The following is a 17,859-nucleotide window of genomic DNA, read 5'->3' as shown; positions in this document are numbered from 1 at the left end:
AAGCGCCTATCGCACCAAGCCGCGGACACGCGCGCGAGCACCAATCGTGCCGACACCGCGGTGAGCTATCGCTGCACCGGCTCACTCTTCTGCGCCTGCGCCGACCGGTGTGTCGTCGTCCGCCGCCTCATCAGCAACGTGGGCGTGCTTCACCCGCGGCGTTGCCGCACTGAAATCCTCGGCCGCAACGGTCGGGGGCAATTCCAAGCCGGGCGCCCACAAGTGCGGCCAGGCTGATTTCAGCATGGCGAGAACAGGAACCGCGAGAATCGCTCCAATGATCCCACCGAGAACGCCGCCGGCGGCAAGAGCGAGTGCTACCGCGAGCGGATGCAATCGAACAGCCCGGCTCATGATGAACGGCTGCAGGAAGTGTCCTTCGAGCTGGTGTTCGACGACGAGAATGATGAGCAGAATGATGCCGGCGGTAAGACCCTGCGTTCCCAGCGTGACAAAGACCGACAGCCCGCCGCCGATGAGCACTCCTATCAGTGGGAGAAAACTCGTGATGAAGACGACGAGCGCGAGCGGCGCGACAAGAGGCACGTGCAGAATGAGCAGCGAGATTGCGATGACGACCGCGTGGAACAAGGCGATGAGCACGCTGCCGCGAATGTACCCGGCGAGTGTTCGCCATGCCGCCCGCGCCGCAAGGTCAACGCGGCGGGCCGTCGGCGGCCGGAACGGGATGAGGCAGAACGTCCAAATGCGCTCACCTTCGTACAAAAGGAAGAACGTGATGAACGCGGTCAGCACAATCCCGGCGGCCACTTCACCGGCGATGCTTGCACCGTTCACGACCTCACTGATGACCAACCCGCGGTGCGTTTTCAGTGCGTCGACGAATTGCTGCTGGTAATCCTTGAGGTTTGTCGACTTCAGGTGCAAGGGACCCGTCGCAAGCCAGTGGCGTACCTTATCCGAGGTCGCTGACAAGTCGCTCACCAAGGTGTGCCACTCGGCGGTCGTCCGATAGACGACGGCAGTACCGACGCCAAGCACGACGATGAAGGCGAGCAAGAAGGTCACCCACGTAGCAATGAGCCGAGGCAGACCCCGGCGCTCCAACCACAGGCACGGCGGACGCAGCAGAGCAGTCATCACCATCGCCGCGAGGAACGGCAGGACGACGATTTCAATCCGTATGAAGAACCGCAGCAGGAAATAACCGACAATTCCGGTTACCAGTAACCGCCACGACCAGCCGCCGGCCGTCCGCAGCCAGCCGGGAATATGTCCACCGTCCGCGTCGGTGGACGGGTCGACTGGACCGGTCACGCCGGTGTGCCGCGTCGTCGCCGTCATGCCCTCAGCACGGAAATCCGGCGGAGGGACCTCGGCGTCCCGTGGAACCATCGGCCGACCGGCCATCGGGTGTGCACTCCTCTCCCAGACCGCGAGAGCCGTCAGCGGAGCCCCGGTCGGTCGGCCGCCTCCTGACCGGCGCAGGCCTCACCCGCCGCGGAAGGCTCGCAGCGACTCCTTGAGTGAGCCCATTGTCGCCAAAACAGCGCTCGGTTCATAGCCGCAGTGCGCCATGCAGTTGGCACAGCGCGGATCCTTGCCCCGGCCGTACTTCGACCAGTCCGTCGTCTCGATGAGCTCCCGATAGGTCTTGGCATACCCGTCGCTCATCAAGTAGCACGGCCGCTGCCAACCGAAAAGCGAATAGCTGGGAATACCCCACGGCGTGCACTCGAAATCCACCTTCCCCTCGAGGAAGTCGAGGAAGAGCGGGGAGTGGTTCAAGCGCCAGCGCTTGCGCCGGCCGTCAGCGAACGCCTTGCGGAACAGCTCCCGCGTCTCTTGAACGCCGAGGAAGTGCTCCTGGTCCGGCGCCTTCTCGTACGCGTACGCCGGGGAGATCATCATGTGGTCGACCTTGAGTTCGTCGTTCAGGTAGTCAAGCACTTCGATGACCGTCTGCGGCGTGTCCGTGTTGAAGAATGTGGTGTTCGTCATGACCCGGAAGCCTCGGCGCTGCGCTTCCTTGATCGCCGCTACCGCCTCGGCGAAAACACCCTGCTTGGCGACCGAGTGGTCATGCCGCTCTTCCAGACCGTCGATGTGCACCGCCCACGAGAAGTACGGCGACGGCTTGAACAAGTCGAGCTTCTTCCGCATCAGAAGCGCGTTCGTGCAGAGGTACACGAATTTCTTCCGCTTGACCAATTCCCGGACGATGACATCGATCTCCGGATGCATCAGCGGCTCGCCGCCGGCGATGGAGACCATCGGTGCGCCGCATTCTTCGATCGCGGCAATCGCCTGCTCCACCGGCATGCGCTGCTTGAGAATCGTGTGCGGATGTTGAATCTTCCCGCAGCCGACGCACTTGAGATTGCACGCAAAGAGCGGCTCAAGTTCGACGATGAGCGGGAACTTGTCGCGACCCCGGATTTTCTGCTTGAGCAGATACGCTCCAATGCGGAGACTCTGGCGCAGCGGTACTGCCATCTCAGTTACCCTTCCCGCGATCCGTCGTCGCCGCCAGGCGGTCGTCTGGCGGCCGAGTGTCGCTTGTCGGTGTCGCCATCTCGACGCTACCGGACGGCGCGCTGTTTTCGCTCGTCGGTAATTCCGCGCAGTCACAGGCGTGATACGCCGCACGTGCCGCGCGGGCCAAGACCCGGCCCAGGCGCCACGCGTGACCCGCAACGGCCGTCACGACCCCGTCAGCCGGCGTGTCGACCAGCACCCGGACGACGAGCAACGCGTGCCGTGCCGCCAGCGCAACCGGCGCGCTCTCCATGTCGACGGCCACCGCACCGGTTGCGGCGAGACGGTACCGGTCGGCGGTGCGGCGTACGAACCTTCCGACACTGATCAAGCTGCCCGCGGTCGCGTCAAGGCCCGCGTCCCGCAAGGCGGCGAGGGCCGCGGCGATCATCGCCGGACGTGCGGTGGCGATCACGTGGCCGCGTTCGTCGCGGACGTCGGTGGCGACGACCACGTCACCCGGGTGCTGCGCTGGAAGCAATCCACCGGCGTACCCGACGAGCAAGACCGTGCCGGGCGCCGTCGTCACCATCCGGAGGACGGACTCGCCACCGAGGCGGTGCGCCCGCACACCGACGACGTGCGGAGTCAGGCCCGCCGTCCGCAGGATGGCGGCTTCGCTTCGCAAGGCGGTGAGCAGGAGCGCAGGCATGGTCATCGGTTCACGTATCGTCCGAGCGCACTGATCGGGAAGACCAGTCGGTACAGGTGGTAGTTGATGTAGAAGTCGCCGGGAAATCCGGTACCCGTGTAGTGCGGCTCATCCCACCCGCCGTCCGGCTGCTGCGTTGTGACCAGCCACCGCACGCCGCGGTCCACCGCGGGCGACGCCTCCTCCCCGGCGGCGAGGAGCGCGAGCAGCGCCCACGCGGTCTGTGAGGCGGTGGACACCCCACGGCCGACCCACAGCGCCGGATCGGTGTACGACCGGAGATCCTCGCCCCACCCGCCGTCCGGATTCTGATGCTCCTCCAGCCAGCGGATCGCCCGGCGGATCGGCGGCGTGTCCGGCGACACCCCAGCGGCGATCAGTGCCGGCACCACGGCGCCGGTGCCGTAGATGTGATTGGCACCCCACCGGCCGAACCACGAGCCGTCCGGCTCTTGGTGTGCGAGCAGCCAGCGCACCCCGGCGACCGTGGCTGGGTGGTCGCGCATGCCGAGGGCGGCGAGCATTTCCACGATGTGCGCGGTGACGTCCGCGGACGGCGGATCGATCACGGCTCCGAAATCGCAGAACGGCAGGCGGAGCACCAACTCTCGGGTGTTGTCCGCGTCGAAGGCGCCCCAGCCGCCGTCCGTGGATTGCATGCCGATGACCCACGTCGTCGCGCGGCGGACCGCAGCCTCCAGCGCCTGCTGATCGGCGTCCTCGAGGCGCACTCGGCGGAGGGCGAGGACCACCTCCGCGGTGTCATCGGTATCCGGGTAGTTGTCGTTGGCGAATTCGAAGGCCCATCCTCCTGGCGGCAGCCCGGGACGGCGTACCGCCCAGTCCCCGGCGACCCGCACCTCTTCGCCGACCAGCCAGCGGGCGGCGGCCTGCACCCTCGGATGATCGGCGGGCAGGCCGGCGTCGCGGAGCGCGGTGACCGCCAGCGCGGTGTCCCAGACCGGCGACTGGCAGGCTTCCAACCGGCGGACCGCCCCGTCAGCGGTCTCCTCCCGGATGGTGAAGCCGTTCAGTCCGTCCAGGCCGCGGCGCAGCACGGGATGATCAAGCGGATAACCGAGAAGATGCAAGGCAATCAACGAATACACCCATGGCGGCTGGATGCCGCCCCACGAGCCGTCGGCTTCCTGTCGCGCGATGATCCATTCCGCCGCCCGCCGCATGGCCAAGCGCCGGAACAGTCGGGCCGGACCGTGATCCGCGACCCGCCGGTATCCGCGCAGCAGGTCATCCAGTCGCTGGAAGAAGCCGCGGATCGTCCAGGCCGGATCCCGCGGCGGCGGCGGTGCGCCGGTCCGGATTTCGTCGATGGACAGCGGTATCGGCCGCACCGGCCGGAGCGCGCTGACAATAGTGAGCGGTACGACGGTCTGCCGGGCCCAGCACCCCCAGTCGTAAATGTTCAACGGAAACCACGACGGGAGAAAAATCATCTCCGGCGGGAGCGTCGGCAGATCGTCCCACGGCCATAAGCCGAAGAGCGCCAACCATAACCGGGTGAACACCCGAGTCCGCTCCACCCCGCCGGCGCCGCGGATGTATGCGGCGGCTTTCTCCATATGCGGCGCGGCCGGGTCATCGCCGGCGAGTTTCAGCGCCACGTAGGCTTCGACTGAGGTCGACAAATCCGGTGGCCCGTCGTAAAACGTGGCCCACGTGCCGTCGGACCGCTGCTTGGCGCGAATCCACCGCGCGGTTTCCGCCGTGATGTCCGGCGTTCGGATGCCGAGGAATTCGCGAAGAAGCAGGTCTTCCGCTTCGATCGTGACGTTGGTTTCTAGTTCGCCTTTCCAGAAACCTTTCTCGTCCTGCAAGGAGAGGAGGTAATCGACGGCTCGGTCAAGGGCCGCTTTCGCGTCCTCTCGTACGCTCGCCTGGGTCACTGCGCTCCTCCTTCCTTGATGGGCAGGCACTTTCTGGTGCGGCGTGTCACCGCCTAGTGGTCGCGGCTGGTTACGTACCGCGCGATGTCGAGGAGGCCGGTTTTCGCAGCCGGAACGACCGGAACGCCGTCCAATGCGGCGCACGCGGCGGCAAGCCGCCGGTCCGCCTCCTCCATGGCCCATCGCCGTCCACCGGCTGCTTCGACGAGCTCCGCAGCCAGGCCGACCACATGCGCATCGGCGTCGGCGTGGAGTTTCTCGCCGCCGTAAAGAATGCGTAATTCCTCCCCGGCCGGTGTGCCCGAGGTCATGGCCGCGACGACCGGCAGACTCTTCTTGCGGGCGCGCAGATCTGCTCCGACCGGCTTACCGGTCACCTCCGGGGCACCCCAGATGCCGAGCAGGTCGTCGACCAGTTGGAACGCCAAGCCGAGGTGGCGACCGAAGTCGTCCAGCGCGTTGACCAGCGCCGGGTCCGCGCCGGCGAGTCGCGCACCGATCGACGATGCGCAGGCCATCAACGCGGCGGTCTTGGCGCCGGCCATCGAGACGCATTCGTCGAGGCTGACGTCGAGCCGGGTCTCAAAGTCCAGGTCGTCGAACTGCCCGGCGATCAGTTCTTGCGTCGCCGATCCCAGGCAGCGCTGCGCGGCGTCGCCGTGCTCAGCGTCGAGCAGGACGTCGAACGCCAGGCCGAGGAGGGCGTCACCGGCAAGCAGCGCCGCCGACCGGCCGAAGACCGTCCAGGCGGTCGGTCGATGCCGCCGTTCCTCATCGCCGTCCATCACGTCGTCGTGGAGCAGCGAGAAGTTGTGGACGAGCTCGACCGCGACCGCCCCCGGGATGCCGACCGCGGCGGGTGCACCGGCCGCCTGCGCGGACAGCACCGCGAGGGCAGACCGAACCGCCTTTCCGCCGCCGTTGCCGGGTCTGCCGTCGGCTTCTTCCCAGCCGAAGTGATACGCAGCGACCCGCCGGATCTTCGGAGCGAGCCGGTCGATCGCCTCCCGGAGCGGCCGGTCCACGAGATCGCGGACGGCGGAGAGTACGGCTGGGGGCTGGGAACGGGTCATTCTTACGCCTCCACGCCTGCCGGATCTTCCCTCGGTGCCGCTACGTTACCCGGTTTTTCGCCGCGGAGATCCACCACGGGCGCATCGAACCGGCCGGAGAGTTCGCCGAGCGCGGCTGCTGCGGCCCATCCGCTGCGGACGGCGCCCTCCATCGTTGCCGGCCACCCGGTGTCGGTCCACGCACCGGCGAGGAAGAGGCCGGGGAGCCGGGTGCGGGTGCCGAGCCGGTAGGCGGCGCTCCCGGGTTCAGGGAGAAACGTCGCCTGTGGCTCCCGAGTCACAAAGAAGTCGATCACTTCGGCGGTCCGGGCGTCTGGCAGGATTTCCTGCACCGCGGGGAGGAACACGGCACGTATCGCCGCCACCGGCTCCCGGATCCACCGGGTAGCAGCCGACACCGACACCGCGAGGTACTGCCACTCCGGCCGGACTGCGGCAAGGCCGGATGCGGTGGTCCGGTCGAAGATGAACTGCGCCGGGCTCTCAACCGACGCGAGGAACGGGCGATCGAGCACGCGCCGGTCGTAGATCACGTGCACGTTGATGATCGGTGAGCTGTGCAGCAGGCCGGGTGATACCGGGAGCGCCCCGGGCGGCAGGAGCCGGGTGGCCCGATCATGCGGGACGGCGACCACCACCGCGTCGGCGTCCAGGATGCGCGGCACACCGGCCGGATCGGCGACCTCCACCTGCCAGCGGTCACCCTGGGGCATGACTGATCGGGCGCTGGTCCGGAGCAGTACCCGGACGCCGAGGGCGCCGAGCAGGCGCCCGGCAGCGGAGCCGTGCAGTTCGCCGAGCGGCACAGTGGCGTAGCCGATGTCACAGGCGGTCCGGTCGGTCAGGAGCCCGTCCTGGAACACCATCGCGGCAATCCCCAGCGAGACGAGAGCCGCCGGGGCGTTCAGCGTCGCGACGGTGAACACGTCGATCAACCGGTCGACCGCCCGCTGCGGCACGCCACGCTGCGCCAACCAGTCACCGAAGCTGCGCTGATCCACTGCGCGGGAGTTTCGGTCCACGCGGCGAAGCGCGGTGATCGCGCGGGCCGCCGTCCAGCGTTCGCGAAGCGACAGGAGGGGATAGCCGGCCAGCGAGCGGAGGAGATGCAGCGGCGCGGGGAGCGGGTCGCGGCGCAAGCGGCCCTTCCGGCGGGTCGCCGGATCGACGACCGGGACGTCGAGTGGGAGGAGAACCGTCTGGCCAGCGACGCCGAGTCGGTGCAGGAAGGCGCGGTACGCGCTGCAGCAGCGGAGGAACACGTGCTGTCCGTTGTCGACGGCGACGCGTTCTCCGGCTACCTCCCGGGTGAAGGAGTGGGTCAGCCCGCCCAGCCGCGGCCGCGCCTCCACGACGGTCACCCGCCATCCGGCGTCCGCCGCGCCGATCGCGGCCGCCAATCCTGCGAGCCCACCGCCAATGATGACGACCGACGGACCGTCGGCGGACCGGGTCCCGTTCATCGCGCTCCGGCGGAACGTCGCGCCGCGGCTTCCCCGAGGCCGCCGGTGGCGAATGCCCGTGCGGCGAGCGCAGCCTTCTCCCAGGCCGGCAAGGCGACCCGCCGTTGCAGGACGGCTCGCGGATTGCGGGCGATGCGTTGCAGCAGGCGGTGGTAGATGCCGGCCATGGCCGCGGTGCACGCAGCAGACCGGCGGTCGAGCATGGGCAGCAGGGCAAAGCCCCGCGCGTACCACGTTTCGGCGCGGGCCGCCTGGTCGCGGATAAATTCCGCGAACCGGCCGCGCTCGTCGGCGACCATGCCCCGATCGTCCAGATGCGGCTCGATGCCGGCGGCGGTCAGCTCGTCGAGCGGCAGGTAGACGCGGCCGCGAAGCAGATCTTCCCGGATGTCCCGCAGGATGTTGGTCAATTGCAAGGCGATGCCGAGTGCGTCGGCCAGGGGTTCGGCGGTCGCGAAATCAGCCGGGTCGAAAACGCCGAGCGACAACCGCCCGATCGAACCCGCGACGCACCGGCAGTAGTGGGTGAGTTCGCGGAAGGTCGGATAGCGGGTATTGCGGACGTCCAGCTCGCACCCTTCGATGAGCTCAAAGAATGCGTCGATGGGGATCGGCAGCCGGCGGGCGGCATCGCCCACCGCCAGCAGCACCGGGTCGTCGGTCGGCTCGCCCATTCGTTTGATCGACATGCGGACGTCGTCGAGCAATCGGAGTTTCTCGTCGTCGGGGAGGGTGCCGTCGCCGATGTCATCGATGCGCCGGGCCAACGCATACACCGCGGCAAGCGCTTGACGTTTGCCCGGCGGCAGCAGGCGGATTCCGTAGGAGAAATTCCGGGCGGCGCTCACCATGATGTGTTCGCATTCGGCGTACGCCGTCGCGAGCCGTGCAGCGGAGGGTGCGTTCATCGGCCGAATTCCGGATGTGGAGCGCGGTTGTCGGGCATGCCGGTGACAATCCGGAGAGTTTCCAGCAGAAGCTGGGATTTCTTCGGTCGGCAGCGGTGTGCCAGGACGTCGTAATCGACCCGCGCCATGGCGTGCAGGGCGGCGAGTCCGCCGGCGGCGAATGCGGCCACGGCAAGCTTCGCTCGGCCGGGAATCGCCCGGGTGAGCGGACGGGCTGCGGTGAAAAGCTCCCGCGCCCGGGATGCTTCGAACGAGATGAGGGCGCGAACCCGCGACGTCGCCTGCGGCGCGCGCAAATCCGCCTCGGTCACCCCGAACCGGGCCATGTCCTCAGCGGGAAGGTAAATCCGGTCGCGATGATGGAGATCCTCGGCGACGTCCTGCAGGTGTTCGACGATTTGCAGCCCGGTGCACACCCGGTCCGACAGGACCCGCAAGTCCGGAGTGTCCGCACCCAGCGCCCCGAGGACGAGCCGGCCCACCGGGTCGGCGGAGTAGCTGCAATAGTCGCGCAACTGGTTGAAGGTGTCGTATCGGTTGACCCGCTGGTCGATCCGGTTGGCCTCGACGAGCCGGCGCAGCGGCTCCTCGGCGAAATGCCCGGCACGTACGCCGGCCGCAAGGGCCGCCACCGCGCGAATATCCACGTCCTTGCCGGCGAAGAGCGCATCCAACGCAGCGTCCACCCGGTCGAGAAGGGCGAACCGGTCGGCGGCCGTCTCATCGCCGATGTCATCAACCAGCCGGGCGAATCCGTAGATGGCCATCAATTCGGCACGAAGCCGGCGGGGGAGGATGCCGAGCGCTACCGGGAAGTTCTCCGAACCAGCCTTCGCGAGGACGGCGTCCAGCGCGGGCATCGGGTCGGCGGACGGCCGGACCCGGCCGGCTGGGGCTAGGGAAGGCGGCACGTCACTCAACCAGGCACTCCTCGGTGAAGCCGCAATGGATCTCCCTCAAGAATTCCACAGTGAGGCTCGGTAGCCAACAGGACCCGAAGGGTTTCGCGCCGGGCGGTTCCTTACCGGTTCGGCGGCTCATGGGCGAAGACGGTCGGCAGCGCCGGATCGCCGGGCTGGAGGTGCAGAGCGGCCGGTGGCAGCGTGTTTCGCACCTCCCGGTGACGTCGACGGGCGGCGTCCAGCGGTTCACGGCCGACGATCTCGCCGTCGCGGATGAGCGGGACAAGCAGCGGCCGGTGCGCGTCGTCAAGCGGCGGGCGTTCACCGCCTCGGTAATGATCCGGTGCAGCCTCGGACCAGATCACTTCGGCTTCGGCGATTCCGCGTCGGTCAAACCGCCGGAATGCCCATTTCCGTCCGCCGTGGCCGATCTTGCCGGGACTTGCCTTCTGCACGGCACGCCAGCAACCGGATTCGCCGGCGCGGGCGACGAGCTTGTAGACCAAGTTGGCCGTCGGGGCGCCGCTGCCCGTCACCACCGCCGTTCCGACGCCGTACCCGTCAACCGGGGCCGCCGAGAGCGCCGCAATGGCGTACTCGTCCAGATCACCGGTGACGATGATCCGCGTCTTGGTGGCGCCGAGTTCGTCAAGCTGGGCCCGCACCGCACGGGCTTCGGTCACCAGGTCGCCGGAGTCGATGCGAACCGCTCCCAGCTCGGCTCCGGCGAGCCGGATCGCCGTACGCACCGCGGTCGGGACGTCGTAGGTGTCGACGAGCAGGGTGGTTGCGGTGCCGAGTGCGGTGAGTTGCGCGCGGAACGCGGCCTCTTCGCTGTCGTGGACGAGCGTGAACGCGTGGGCGCTGGTGCCGACGGTGGGAATGCCGTACCGCCGACCGGCTTCGAGGTTCGAGGTAGCGGCGAAACCGGCGAGATAAGCGGCCCGTGCGGCGGCGACCGCCGCGTGTTCGTGCGTCCGCCGCCCGCCCATCTCCAGGCAGGGCCGGTCACCGGCGGCGAGGGTCATCCGCGAGGCAGCGGCCGCGACAGCGCAATCGTGGTTGAGGATCGACAGGACAAGGGTTTCCAGCAGGACCGCTTCCGCGAAGCTCGACTCGACGACGAGGATCGGCGAACCCGGGAAGAACACGTCACCCTCGGCGTAACCGTCGATATTGCCGGTGAACCGGAAATTCGCCAGCCAGCGGGCGGTGGGCTCGTCGACAATGCCCTCGGCGACCAGCCACTCCAGGTCATCACCGTCGAACCGGAAATCCGCGATGGCGTCGAGGAGCCGGGCCGTGCCGGCGACAACGCCGTACCGTCGTCCCTTGGGTAACCGCCGGGCGAAAACCTCGAAGACGGCACGCCGATGCCCCGCCCCGCTGCGGAGCGCAGCCTGCACCATGGTGAGCTCATAGCGGTCGGTCAGCAGCGCGGTCGAGGACACGACGAAACCCTACGATGGCGGATATGAGTACCGCCCCGGTGGAAGTCGAGCGTCCGGAGTCTGACGTCCGGCCGGACACTCCCTGGGTCACGATCGTCTGGAACGATCCGGTCAATTTGATGAGCTACGTCACCTACGTCTTCCAGAAGCTCTTTGGCTATCCAAAGGAGAAGGCCGAAAAGCTCATGCTGCAGGTGCATTACGAGGGCAAGGCCGTCGTCTCCACCGGACGCCGGGAGCAGATGGAGAACGACGCGGCTCGGTTGCACGCGCACGGGCTGTGGGCCACGGTCCGCCGCGCCTGACGGGGACAGGGCATGGCTGCTGTGGAGCCGGGCGGCAACGGCGACGCTGAGGTTCGACTCCGGTTCGGTGGACCGGAAGTCGCGGTGCTCCGCAGCGTCGTCGATCAGCTTGACGGGCTGCTCGGTGAGATTTCCCCCTCCCCTGAGCGTCGGCGGCGACCGGGCGCCGAGCCGAGCGCGCCGCTGGATGCGCTGGCGGAGATGCTGCACCTGCCCGGACCGGTCGAGTCCCCGACGGATCCCGCGCTTCGCCGGCTCTTCCCCGATGCTTACCAGGGGGACCCTTCGGCTGCCGCGGAATTCCGCCGGTACACACAGGAGACGCTCTGCGCGGGGAAACGGGCGGACCTGGGCGTCGTCCGGCGGACTCTCGACGAGATCGAGGCGACGGGTGAGGCACCGGTCGGTGGCAAGCAGCTGGATGCGTGGCTGCGCACGTTGACCGACGCCCGGCTGGTACTGGGGGTCCGGCTCGGCATCGAACGTGAAGATGACGTCGACAGGCTCGAAGAGGAGCTCGCGGAAGGGCCGACGATTTCCCCGCGGGCGGCTGCCTTCGGTCTGTTCAACTGGTTGGGTCTGCTCTTGGAGGAGCTGGTCGAGGCGGCGTCCGGACAGTCGTCCGGTTGAGCGGACCGGGCGCGGGCGGGCGCGCAGTACCGCGCGGCGACCCGCGGGCGCGGACCGGCTCCCGCCATCTCCCACGGCGACCCGCGCCGCCAAGCCCCCATGATCGGATAAGTAGGCTGGTGCACGTGCTGGTCATCGACAAGTCGATCTACGACGCCATCGTGGCGCACGCTCGTAGGGATCACCCGGATGAAGCGTGCGGCGTTGTTGCCGGCCCAGTGGGGAGCGATCGTCCGGTGCGGTTCGTGCCGATGACCAACGCGGCCCGCTCACCGACGTTCTACGAATTCGACTCAGCTGATCTGCTGCGCCTCTACCGGGAAATGGACGAGCGCGGCGAAGAACCGGTGATCATCTATCATTCGCATACGGCAACCGAGGCATATCCGTCCCGCACGGATGTCTCCTATGCCTCCGAGCCGAACGCCCACTACGTGCTCGTGTCCACGCGCGACCCCGATACCGTGGAGTTCCGGTCATTTCGGATCGTCGACGGCTCGGTGACGGAGGAAGAGGTCCGGGTGGTGCCGGCGTTGGACATAAACAGCGAGACGAGGAACAGCTAGGTGATCCTGGGAATGAGGAGTTCGCGGCATGGCCATTGAGGTACGCATCCCGACGATCCTGCGCACGTACACCGGCGGAGAGAAGTCGGTGACCGGTTCCGGTTCCACGCTGGCTGATCTGCTCGCCGATCTGGACACCCGGCATCCCGGCTTGCGTGAACGGATCGTCGACGACAAGGGATTGCGCCGGTTCGTCAATGTGTACGTCAACGACGAGGACGTTCGCTTCCTCGCCGGTCTGGATACCCCGGTCAAGGACGGCGACACGGTGACCGTGCTGCCGGCGGTGGCCGGCGGCTGAGGAGCGGCGTGCGGTACGACTCTCTGATCGATTCGGTCGGTCATACGCCGCTGGTGGGGCTGCCGCGGCTTTCGCCGTCCGCGGACGTGCGGCTCTGGGCCAAGTTGGAGGATCGCAATCCCACCGGCTCGGTGAAAGATCGTGCCGCGCTGTACATGGTGCAGGCCGCCGAGAAGGACGGCCTCCTCACGCCCGGGGCGACCATCCTCGAACCGACATCGGGGAATACCGGGATCTCGCTGGCCATGGTCGCGCGGCAGCGGGGTTACCGGCTGATCTGCGTCATGCCGGAGAACACCTCGGTGGAACGGCGGCAGCTGCTGCAAATGTGGGGTGCGTCGATCGTCTTGTCGCCGGCGGCCGGGGGCTCCAACCAGGCGGTGCGGCTTGCCAAGCAGTTGGCGGCCGAGCATCCGAATTGGGTGATGCTCTACCAATACGGCAATCCAGCGAATGCGCAGGCGCATTACGAGACCACCGGCCCGGAAATTCTCGCCGATTTGCCGACCATTACGCATTTTGTCGCCGGTCTTGGGACGACCGGAACTCTCATGGGGTGCGGTCGGTTTCTCCGCGAACACGTACCCGGGGTGCAGATCGTGGCGGCTGAGCCGCGGTACGGCGAATTGGTGTACGGGTTGCGCAACCTCGACGAGGGCTTTGTCCCTGAGCTGTACGACGAGACGGTGCTTACCGCGCGGTATTCGGTCGGCCCGAAGGAGGCGCTGCGCCGGACCCGGGAACTGGTCGAGCTCGAAGGTATTTTCGCCGGCATTTCCACCGGAGCCGTGTTGCACGTGGCGCTCGCCCTGGCGGAGAAGGCTGTCCGGGACGGCGTCCGCGCGGACATCGCGTTCATTGTCGCCGATGGGGGCTGGAAATACCTCTCCACCGGCGCGTACGGCGGCACTCTCGAAGAAGCGGAAGCGGCGTTGGAAGGTCAGCTGTGGGCGTAACCGTGCCGGCGGAGCGGAGCGCCGAGGGAGACGTGCGGAACCTCCCGATCGGCGTCTTCGATTCCGGTGTCGGCGGGCTGACCGTCGCCCGGGCGATTCTTGACCTGCTGCCGCACGAACCGCTGTACTACGTTGCGGACACCGCGCATTTCCCGTACGGCACGAAATCCATCGCCGAGGTGCGTCAGTACGGGCTGGCCGTCCTGGACCGGATGGTTGCGGACGGCGTGAAGCTCCTCGTCATCGCGTGCAATTCGGCGTCCTCGGCCTTGCTGCGGGACGCGCGCGAACGGTACGACGTTCCGGTGGTCGAGGTGATCCAGCCGGCGGTCCGCAAGGCCGTGAGCGCCACCCGCAACGGCAAGGTCGGTGTGATCGGCACCCCGGCGACGATTGCGTCGATGGCGTACGACGACGCCTTCGCCGCCGCGCCGCACGTCGACCTGACCACGGCCGCGTGTCCCCGTTTCGTGGAATTCGTCGAGGCCGGCATCACGATGAGCGACGAACTTCTCGAATGCGCGAAGGAATACCTCGCGCCGATTGTCGAGCGGGGATGCGACACGCTGATTCTCGGATGCACGCACTACCCATTTCTTGCCGGTGCCATTGCGTTGGTCGTCGGCGACGAGGTGATGCTGGTAAGCAGCGCTGATGAGACCGCCCGCGACGTGTACCGCGTTCTGGTGAGCCGTGGGTTGACCCGTCCGGCGTCGGCGCCGCCGCCGGTGCATCGATTCGCAGCGACCGGCGACCCGGAGCCGTTCTCCCGCCTCGGCCGGCGGTTTCTCGGCCCGGAGATCGGCCACGTCACCACGCTGTAAGGTGCTGCGGTATCGATGCGCTGGACGGTTATCGGCTGCTCGGGGAGTTTCCCCGGACCGGCGAACGCATGTTCCAGTTATCTCGTCGAGCACGACGGTTTTCGGCTGCTCATTGACATCGGAAACGGCGCACTCGGCGCATTGCAGAATTTCTGCGACCCGCGGGACGTTGACGCCGTAGTGGTCAGCCACTTGCATGGCGACCACTGGCTCGACCTCGTCCCGCTCGCATATGCGCGTCCGCATCATCCGGACGGCCGGGTGCCGCCGTCCCTGCCGGTCCTCTTGCCGGATCCGCAACCGCTGTACGTGCTGACCGGTAAAGACGCTGCCGCACTCCGGCCGGTCTTCGACGTGCGGCCGATCGTGGACGGCGAGGTGGGGCCGTTTTCGGTGACATTCATCCCGACGGTCCACCCGGTGAACACCTACGCGATGCGCATCCGGGTGGGCGGGATTTCCATCGGTTACACCGCGGACACCGCCTGGTCGGACCGGCTTGCGCCCTTCTTCTCGGGCGTGGATCTGCTCGTCGCGGAAGCCACCTTTCCGGCGCGGGAGAACGGACCGCCGGGCCTGCACCTCACCGCGGTGGAGGCGGCGGAACTCGCGAATCGGTCCGGCGCCGGTCGGCTGCTGCTCACGCATATTCCGCCGTGGCTGGATCCGCAGGTCCAGTACGCCGATGCTGTGGCAACCTTCACCGGACGAGTGGACCTGGCACGTCCCGGATGGTCGGTGCGCCTCGACTGAGGCGCGGCACCCGAGCGGCGTACGCACCCGGCGATTCTGTGCGTGCGGCGCGTGCGGCAGCGGGCCGGTGAATCCGCGATCCCCGCGGGCGTACGGGTGCGGCGGCTGCCTCGGTTCCGCTCCCGGTAGCATCGGGGCGTGCTGCGGGTCGATGGTCGTGCCGCCGATGAACTCCGCCCGGTGCGGTTCACCCGCGGGTGGTTGCTGCACGCCGAAGGCTCGGTCCTGGTGGAATTCGGGCGGACCCGGGTGCTCTGTGCGGCCAGCGTGCTCGAAGGGGTGCCCAAGTGGCGCAAGGGCACCGGGCTGGGTTGGGTCACCGGTGAATACGCGATGCTGCCGCGCGCTACCACGACCCGCACCGATCGGGAGTCGGTTCGTGGCCGGCTCGGCGGGCGTACGCAGGAGATTTCCCGCCTGGTCGGCCGCTCGCTCCGCGCCTGTGTCGAACCCGCGCGCCTGGGTGAGAACACTGTGCACCTCGATTGCGACGTGCTGCAGGCCGATGGCGGCACGAGGACGGCGGCGATCACCGGCGCTTACCTTGCGCTCGCCGATGCGTGCCGGTGGATGCGGGACCACGGTTGGGTGACAAGTGATCCGCTGGTGCGCAGCGTCGCTGCGGTGAGTGTCGGCATCGTGGACGGTGTCCCCGTGCTTGACCTGTGCTACGACGAGGACGTCCGTGCCGGCACGGACATGAACGTCGTGATGACCGGGGACGGCGACTTCGTGGAAATACAGGGCACGGCCGAAGGCACGCCGCTTCGGCGGGACGAGGTGGACGCGTTGTTGGAATTGGCGACCCGCGGCTGCGCGCGACTGACGGAATTGCAGCGGACCGCGCTCGCCGAGGCATGATGGCGACGTCGTCCTCGGCCCGCCGGGTTGTGCTGGCGACCAGAAATCCGCATAAGCTCGTCGAGCTGCGCCGAATTCTCTCGGCAGCCGGCCTCGACTCGATCGAACTTGTCGGCGCGGATGCCTACCCCGGGTTACCGGAGGTCGCCGAAACGGGCGACAGTTTTGAAGCCAACGCCCGGTTGAAAGCCCGCGCGGTCTGTGCGTTCACCGGTGAGTTGGCGATTGCCGACGATTCGGGGCTCGTGGTGGATGCGCTGGGCGGCATGCCGGGGATTTTCTCGGCCCGCTGGTCGGGGAGCCTCGCCGGGAACCAGGATCGGGACCGAGCCAATCTCCAATTGGTGTTGGACCAATTGGCGGACGTTCCGGACGACCGCCGAACGGCGAAATTCGTCTGCGCCGCGGTCGCCGCACTCCCTGACGGCCGGGAATTCGTTGCGCACGGCGAAGTTCACGGCGTCATCACCCGCGCGCCGCGCGGCACGAACGGTTTCGGCTACGACCCGATTTTTGAGCTGCCGTCCGGCCGGACCACGGCGGAATTGGAACCGGCGGAGAAGGACGCGGTGAGTCACCGCGGCCGGGCGTTCCGTGCTCTGGTCGAGATACTTTCCGCACACGGCGTGTGGTGAGACCCGCCGGGGCCGACGGTGCGTTGGCGGTTTTCGGGTACGCCGTAGGGCCGGTGAGAGTCGAACTCACACTGTCGCTCTCCGCTCAGACTTCATAGAGGAGCCATGCCTCCTGCCTACGCAGGTGGGCCTCTTAACGGTCGACATCTGACGGAGTACGCTTTCGCTGCGAGTGATAGAGCTCACAAAGGATATCACGTACCTTTCTGACGTCTTCTAAACTCCAATTTTTATGATCGAGATATTCCTTGAGCTGTTCGGGTTGCGGGCGGTGCAGAGCGTATGCATCTGCAACTCTGACCCGTGCCTTGCGGAGCAGCTTCTCGCGCCGGTGTTTGTACTTCTTTTTGTCTAGAACACCCTGGTAGCTTATCTGCACCCTGTTGAGTGCCTTTATTGCTTTTCTCAAAAGCTTCTGGTTGTCGTCCCGTCGTTTCGCTGAGCGGTCCACGGCGTGCCTTAGAAGAACGCCGACTACCGCGCGAAAGAATGACAGCGCATCCGCCAGCCATTCGGTCATATCTCCACTCCCTCGCTTCACAACGTGACTTGATCGTATCTTCAATCGCATGAGCCGGCGCTATTTCATGTTGCTTAAGCTCGTCTGAGCGTCTGTTCATGTCATTACCGAAGCTACGGCGAGGGTACCCGCCGTCCGACCTGGTGATCGTCTTGTACTCGCGACGAGCACAAGACGATCACCTACCGTGATTGTGGGCCGTAACGCATGCCTGCGCCGAAGGGCGCGATGGACGTGGGTTTCCATTTGGAAGAGGTGCATCCGCTCGGGAGAGTTGTTCACATCTCATGTCGACGTCGCTCACCACGGCGGTGGTTCGATGTGCGACCGGGTAAGCGATCATTGCGAGCAGAGGTGTGGCTGCTGCATTGAAACAAGCGCAACTGCAGGGGCTACGCGAGGCATCCTTGTGATCAAACGGATACGAATGGATGTAGCGCGCGCACACAACGGCGGAGGCAGCGCGTGCCCACAGTAGTGGGCGGCTGGCCTCGATGGCGATCGACGCACCAGGTTGTTTACTACCTAGGCTAGGTTGGGCCGGTTTTCGGATACGCCGTAGGGCCGGTGAGAGTCGAACTCACACTGTCGCGGACCTAAACCGCGTGCCTCTGCCATTGGGCTACGGCCCCTCGGTGGCCAGTAAACCACGCCGC

The 17,859-nt window shown here is 67.1% G+C and carries 19 protein-coding genes and 1 tRNA gene; 9 read left to right on the top strand and 11 right to left on the bottom strand.

Translation table 11 applies throughout. The features are described 5' to 3' along the window. Positions 1–81: 81 nt before the first annotated feature. From ACEL_RS08765 to ACEL_RS08725, 9 genes are all read right to left on the bottom strand, one after another. A complete protein-coding gene (locus tag ACEL_RS08765) occupies positions 82–1,371 on the bottom strand; it encodes an AI-2E family transporter (RefSeq protein WP_011720535.1) in 1,290 nt (429 codons plus the stop codon). An 81-nt stretch (positions 1,372–1,452) separates the two neighbouring features. Further along, complete coding sequence (gene hpnH, locus ACEL_RS08760) at positions 1,453–2,457, bottom strand: adenosyl-hopene transferase HpnH (protein ID WP_011720534.1); 1,005 nt, start codon at positions 2,455–2,457, stop codon at positions 1,453–1,455. A gap of 1 nt (position 2,458) precedes the next feature. Continuing rightward, positions 2,459–3,157, bottom strand: coding sequence for a phosphorylase family protein (locus ACEL_RS08755; RefSeq protein WP_011720533.1), 699 nt, complete (start codon positions 3,155–3,157; stop codon positions 2,459–2,461). Next, positions 3,154–5,055: a squalene--hopene cyclase gene (gene shc, locus ACEL_RS08750; RefSeq protein WP_011720532.1), complete on the bottom strand. Its 1,902-nt coding sequence runs from the start codon at positions 5,053–5,055 to the stop codon at positions 3,154–3,156. Before shc ends, ACEL_RS08755 begins: the two co-directional genes overlap by 4 nt. Positions 5,056–5,108: 53 nt before the next feature. Beyond that, positions 5,109–6,128 carry a polyprenyl synthetase family protein gene (locus tag ACEL_RS08745; RefSeq protein WP_011720531.1) on the bottom strand — a complete coding sequence of 340 codons (1,020 nt, stop codon included), beginning with the start codon at positions 6,126–6,128 and terminating at the stop codon, positions 5,109–5,111. 2 nt (positions 6,129–6,130) lie between these two features. Further along, positions 6,131–7,591, bottom strand: coding sequence for a hydroxysqualene dehydroxylase HpnE (gene hpnE, locus ACEL_RS08740; protein WP_011720530.1), 1,461 nt, complete (start codon positions 7,589–7,591; stop codon positions 6,131–6,133). After that, entirely contained in the window at positions 7,588–8,499 is a 912-nt protein-coding gene (gene hpnD, locus ACEL_RS08735; protein WP_011720529.1) for a presqualene diphosphate synthase HpnD, read from the bottom strand. The genes hpnE and hpnD overlap by 4 nt, the downstream gene beginning before the upstream one ends. After that, entirely contained in the window at positions 8,496–9,410 is a 915-nt protein-coding gene (gene hpnC / locus ACEL_RS08730) for a squalene synthase HpnC (protein WP_238378089.1), read from the bottom strand. The genes hpnD and hpnC overlap by 4 nt, the downstream gene beginning before the upstream one ends. 110 nt (positions 9,411–9,520) lie before the next feature. Then, positions 9,521–10,852 (bottom strand): nicotinate phosphoribosyltransferase, encoded by a 1,332-nt coding sequence (locus ACEL_RS08725; RefSeq protein WP_011720527.1) that lies wholly within the window; start codon positions 10,850–10,852, stop codon positions 9,521–9,523. A 23-nt stretch (positions 10,853–10,875) separates the two neighbouring features. On the opposite strand from ACEL_RS08725, the gene clpS reads away from it, so the two are divergent. From clpS to rdgB, 9 genes are all read left to right on the top strand, one after another. Beyond that, positions 10,876–11,157 carry an ATP-dependent Clp protease adapter ClpS gene (gene clpS / locus ACEL_RS08720; RefSeq protein WP_041835045.1) on the top strand — a complete coding sequence of 94 codons (282 nt, stop codon included), beginning with the start codon at positions 10,876–10,878 and terminating at the stop codon, positions 11,155–11,157. 12 nt (positions 11,158–11,169) lie between these two features. Continuing rightward, complete coding sequence (locus ACEL_RS08715; protein ID WP_011720525.1) at positions 11,170–11,787, top strand: DUF2017 domain-containing protein; 618 nt, start codon at positions 11,170–11,172, stop codon at positions 11,785–11,787. A gap of 125 nt (positions 11,788–11,912) precedes the next feature. Further along, complete coding sequence (locus ACEL_RS08710) at positions 11,913–12,353, top strand: M67 family metallopeptidase (protein ID WP_041835656.1); 441 nt, start codon at positions 11,913–11,915, stop codon at positions 12,351–12,353. Positions 12,354–12,381: 28 nt separating this feature from the next. Further along, positions 12,382–12,654, top strand: coding sequence for a ubiquitin-like small modifier protein 1 (locus ACEL_RS08705; RefSeq protein ID WP_011720523.1), 273 nt, complete (start codon positions 12,382–12,384; stop codon positions 12,652–12,654). An 8-nt stretch (positions 12,655–12,662) separates the two neighbouring features. Beyond that, positions 12,663–13,610 (top strand): PLP-dependent cysteine synthase family protein, encoded by a 948-nt coding sequence (locus ACEL_RS08700; RefSeq protein WP_011720522.1) that lies wholly within the window; start codon positions 12,663–12,665, stop codon positions 13,608–13,610. 32 nt (positions 13,611–13,642) lie between these two features. Continuing rightward, positions 13,643–14,434 (top strand): glutamate racemase, encoded by a 792-nt coding sequence (gene murI / locus ACEL_RS08695; protein ID WP_011720521.1) that lies wholly within the window; start codon positions 13,643–13,645, stop codon positions 14,432–14,434. Positions 14,435–14,449: 15 nt separating this feature from the next. Beyond that, complete coding sequence (locus ACEL_RS08690; RefSeq protein WP_011720520.1) at positions 14,450–15,187, top strand: MBL fold metallo-hydrolase; 738 nt, start codon at positions 14,450–14,452, stop codon at positions 15,185–15,187. A gap of 138 nt (positions 15,188–15,325) precedes the next feature. Then, positions 15,326–16,048, top strand: a complete 723-nt coding sequence (gene rph, locus ACEL_RS08685) for a ribonuclease PH (RefSeq protein WP_011720519.1) — start codon at positions 15,326–15,328, stop codon at positions 16,046–16,048. Further along, positions 16,048–16,683, top strand: a complete 636-nt coding sequence (gene rdgB / locus ACEL_RS08680; RefSeq protein ID WP_011720518.1) for an RdgB/HAM1 family non-canonical purine NTP pyrophosphatase — start codon at positions 16,048–16,050, stop codon at positions 16,681–16,683. Before rph ends, rdgB begins: the two co-directional genes overlap by 1 nt. Positions 16,684–16,816: 133 nt before the next feature. On the opposite strand, the gene ACEL_RS12160 is transcribed toward rdgB, so the two are convergent. Together ACEL_RS12160 and ACEL_RS08675 are read right to left on the bottom strand one after the other, a co-directional pair. Continuing rightward, on the bottom strand, positions 16,817–17,203 hold the full coding sequence (locus tag ACEL_RS12160; RefSeq protein WP_148204583.1) for a hypothetical protein: 387 nt from the start codon (positions 17,201–17,203) through the stop codon (positions 16,817–16,819). A gap of 559 nt (positions 17,204–17,762) precedes the next feature. Next, a tRNA-Leu gene (locus tag ACEL_RS08675) sits at positions 17,763–17,835 on the bottom strand. Between the last annotated feature and the right edge of the window lie 24 nt (positions 17,836–17,859).

This window comes from Acidothermus cellulolyticus 11B, assembly GCF_000015025.1.
Taxonomy (GTDB): Bacteria; Actinomycetota; Actinomycetes; order Acidothermales; family Acidothermaceae; genus Acidothermus; species Acidothermus cellulolyticus.
This window is presented reverse-complemented; position numbering and strand designations above follow the sequence as displayed.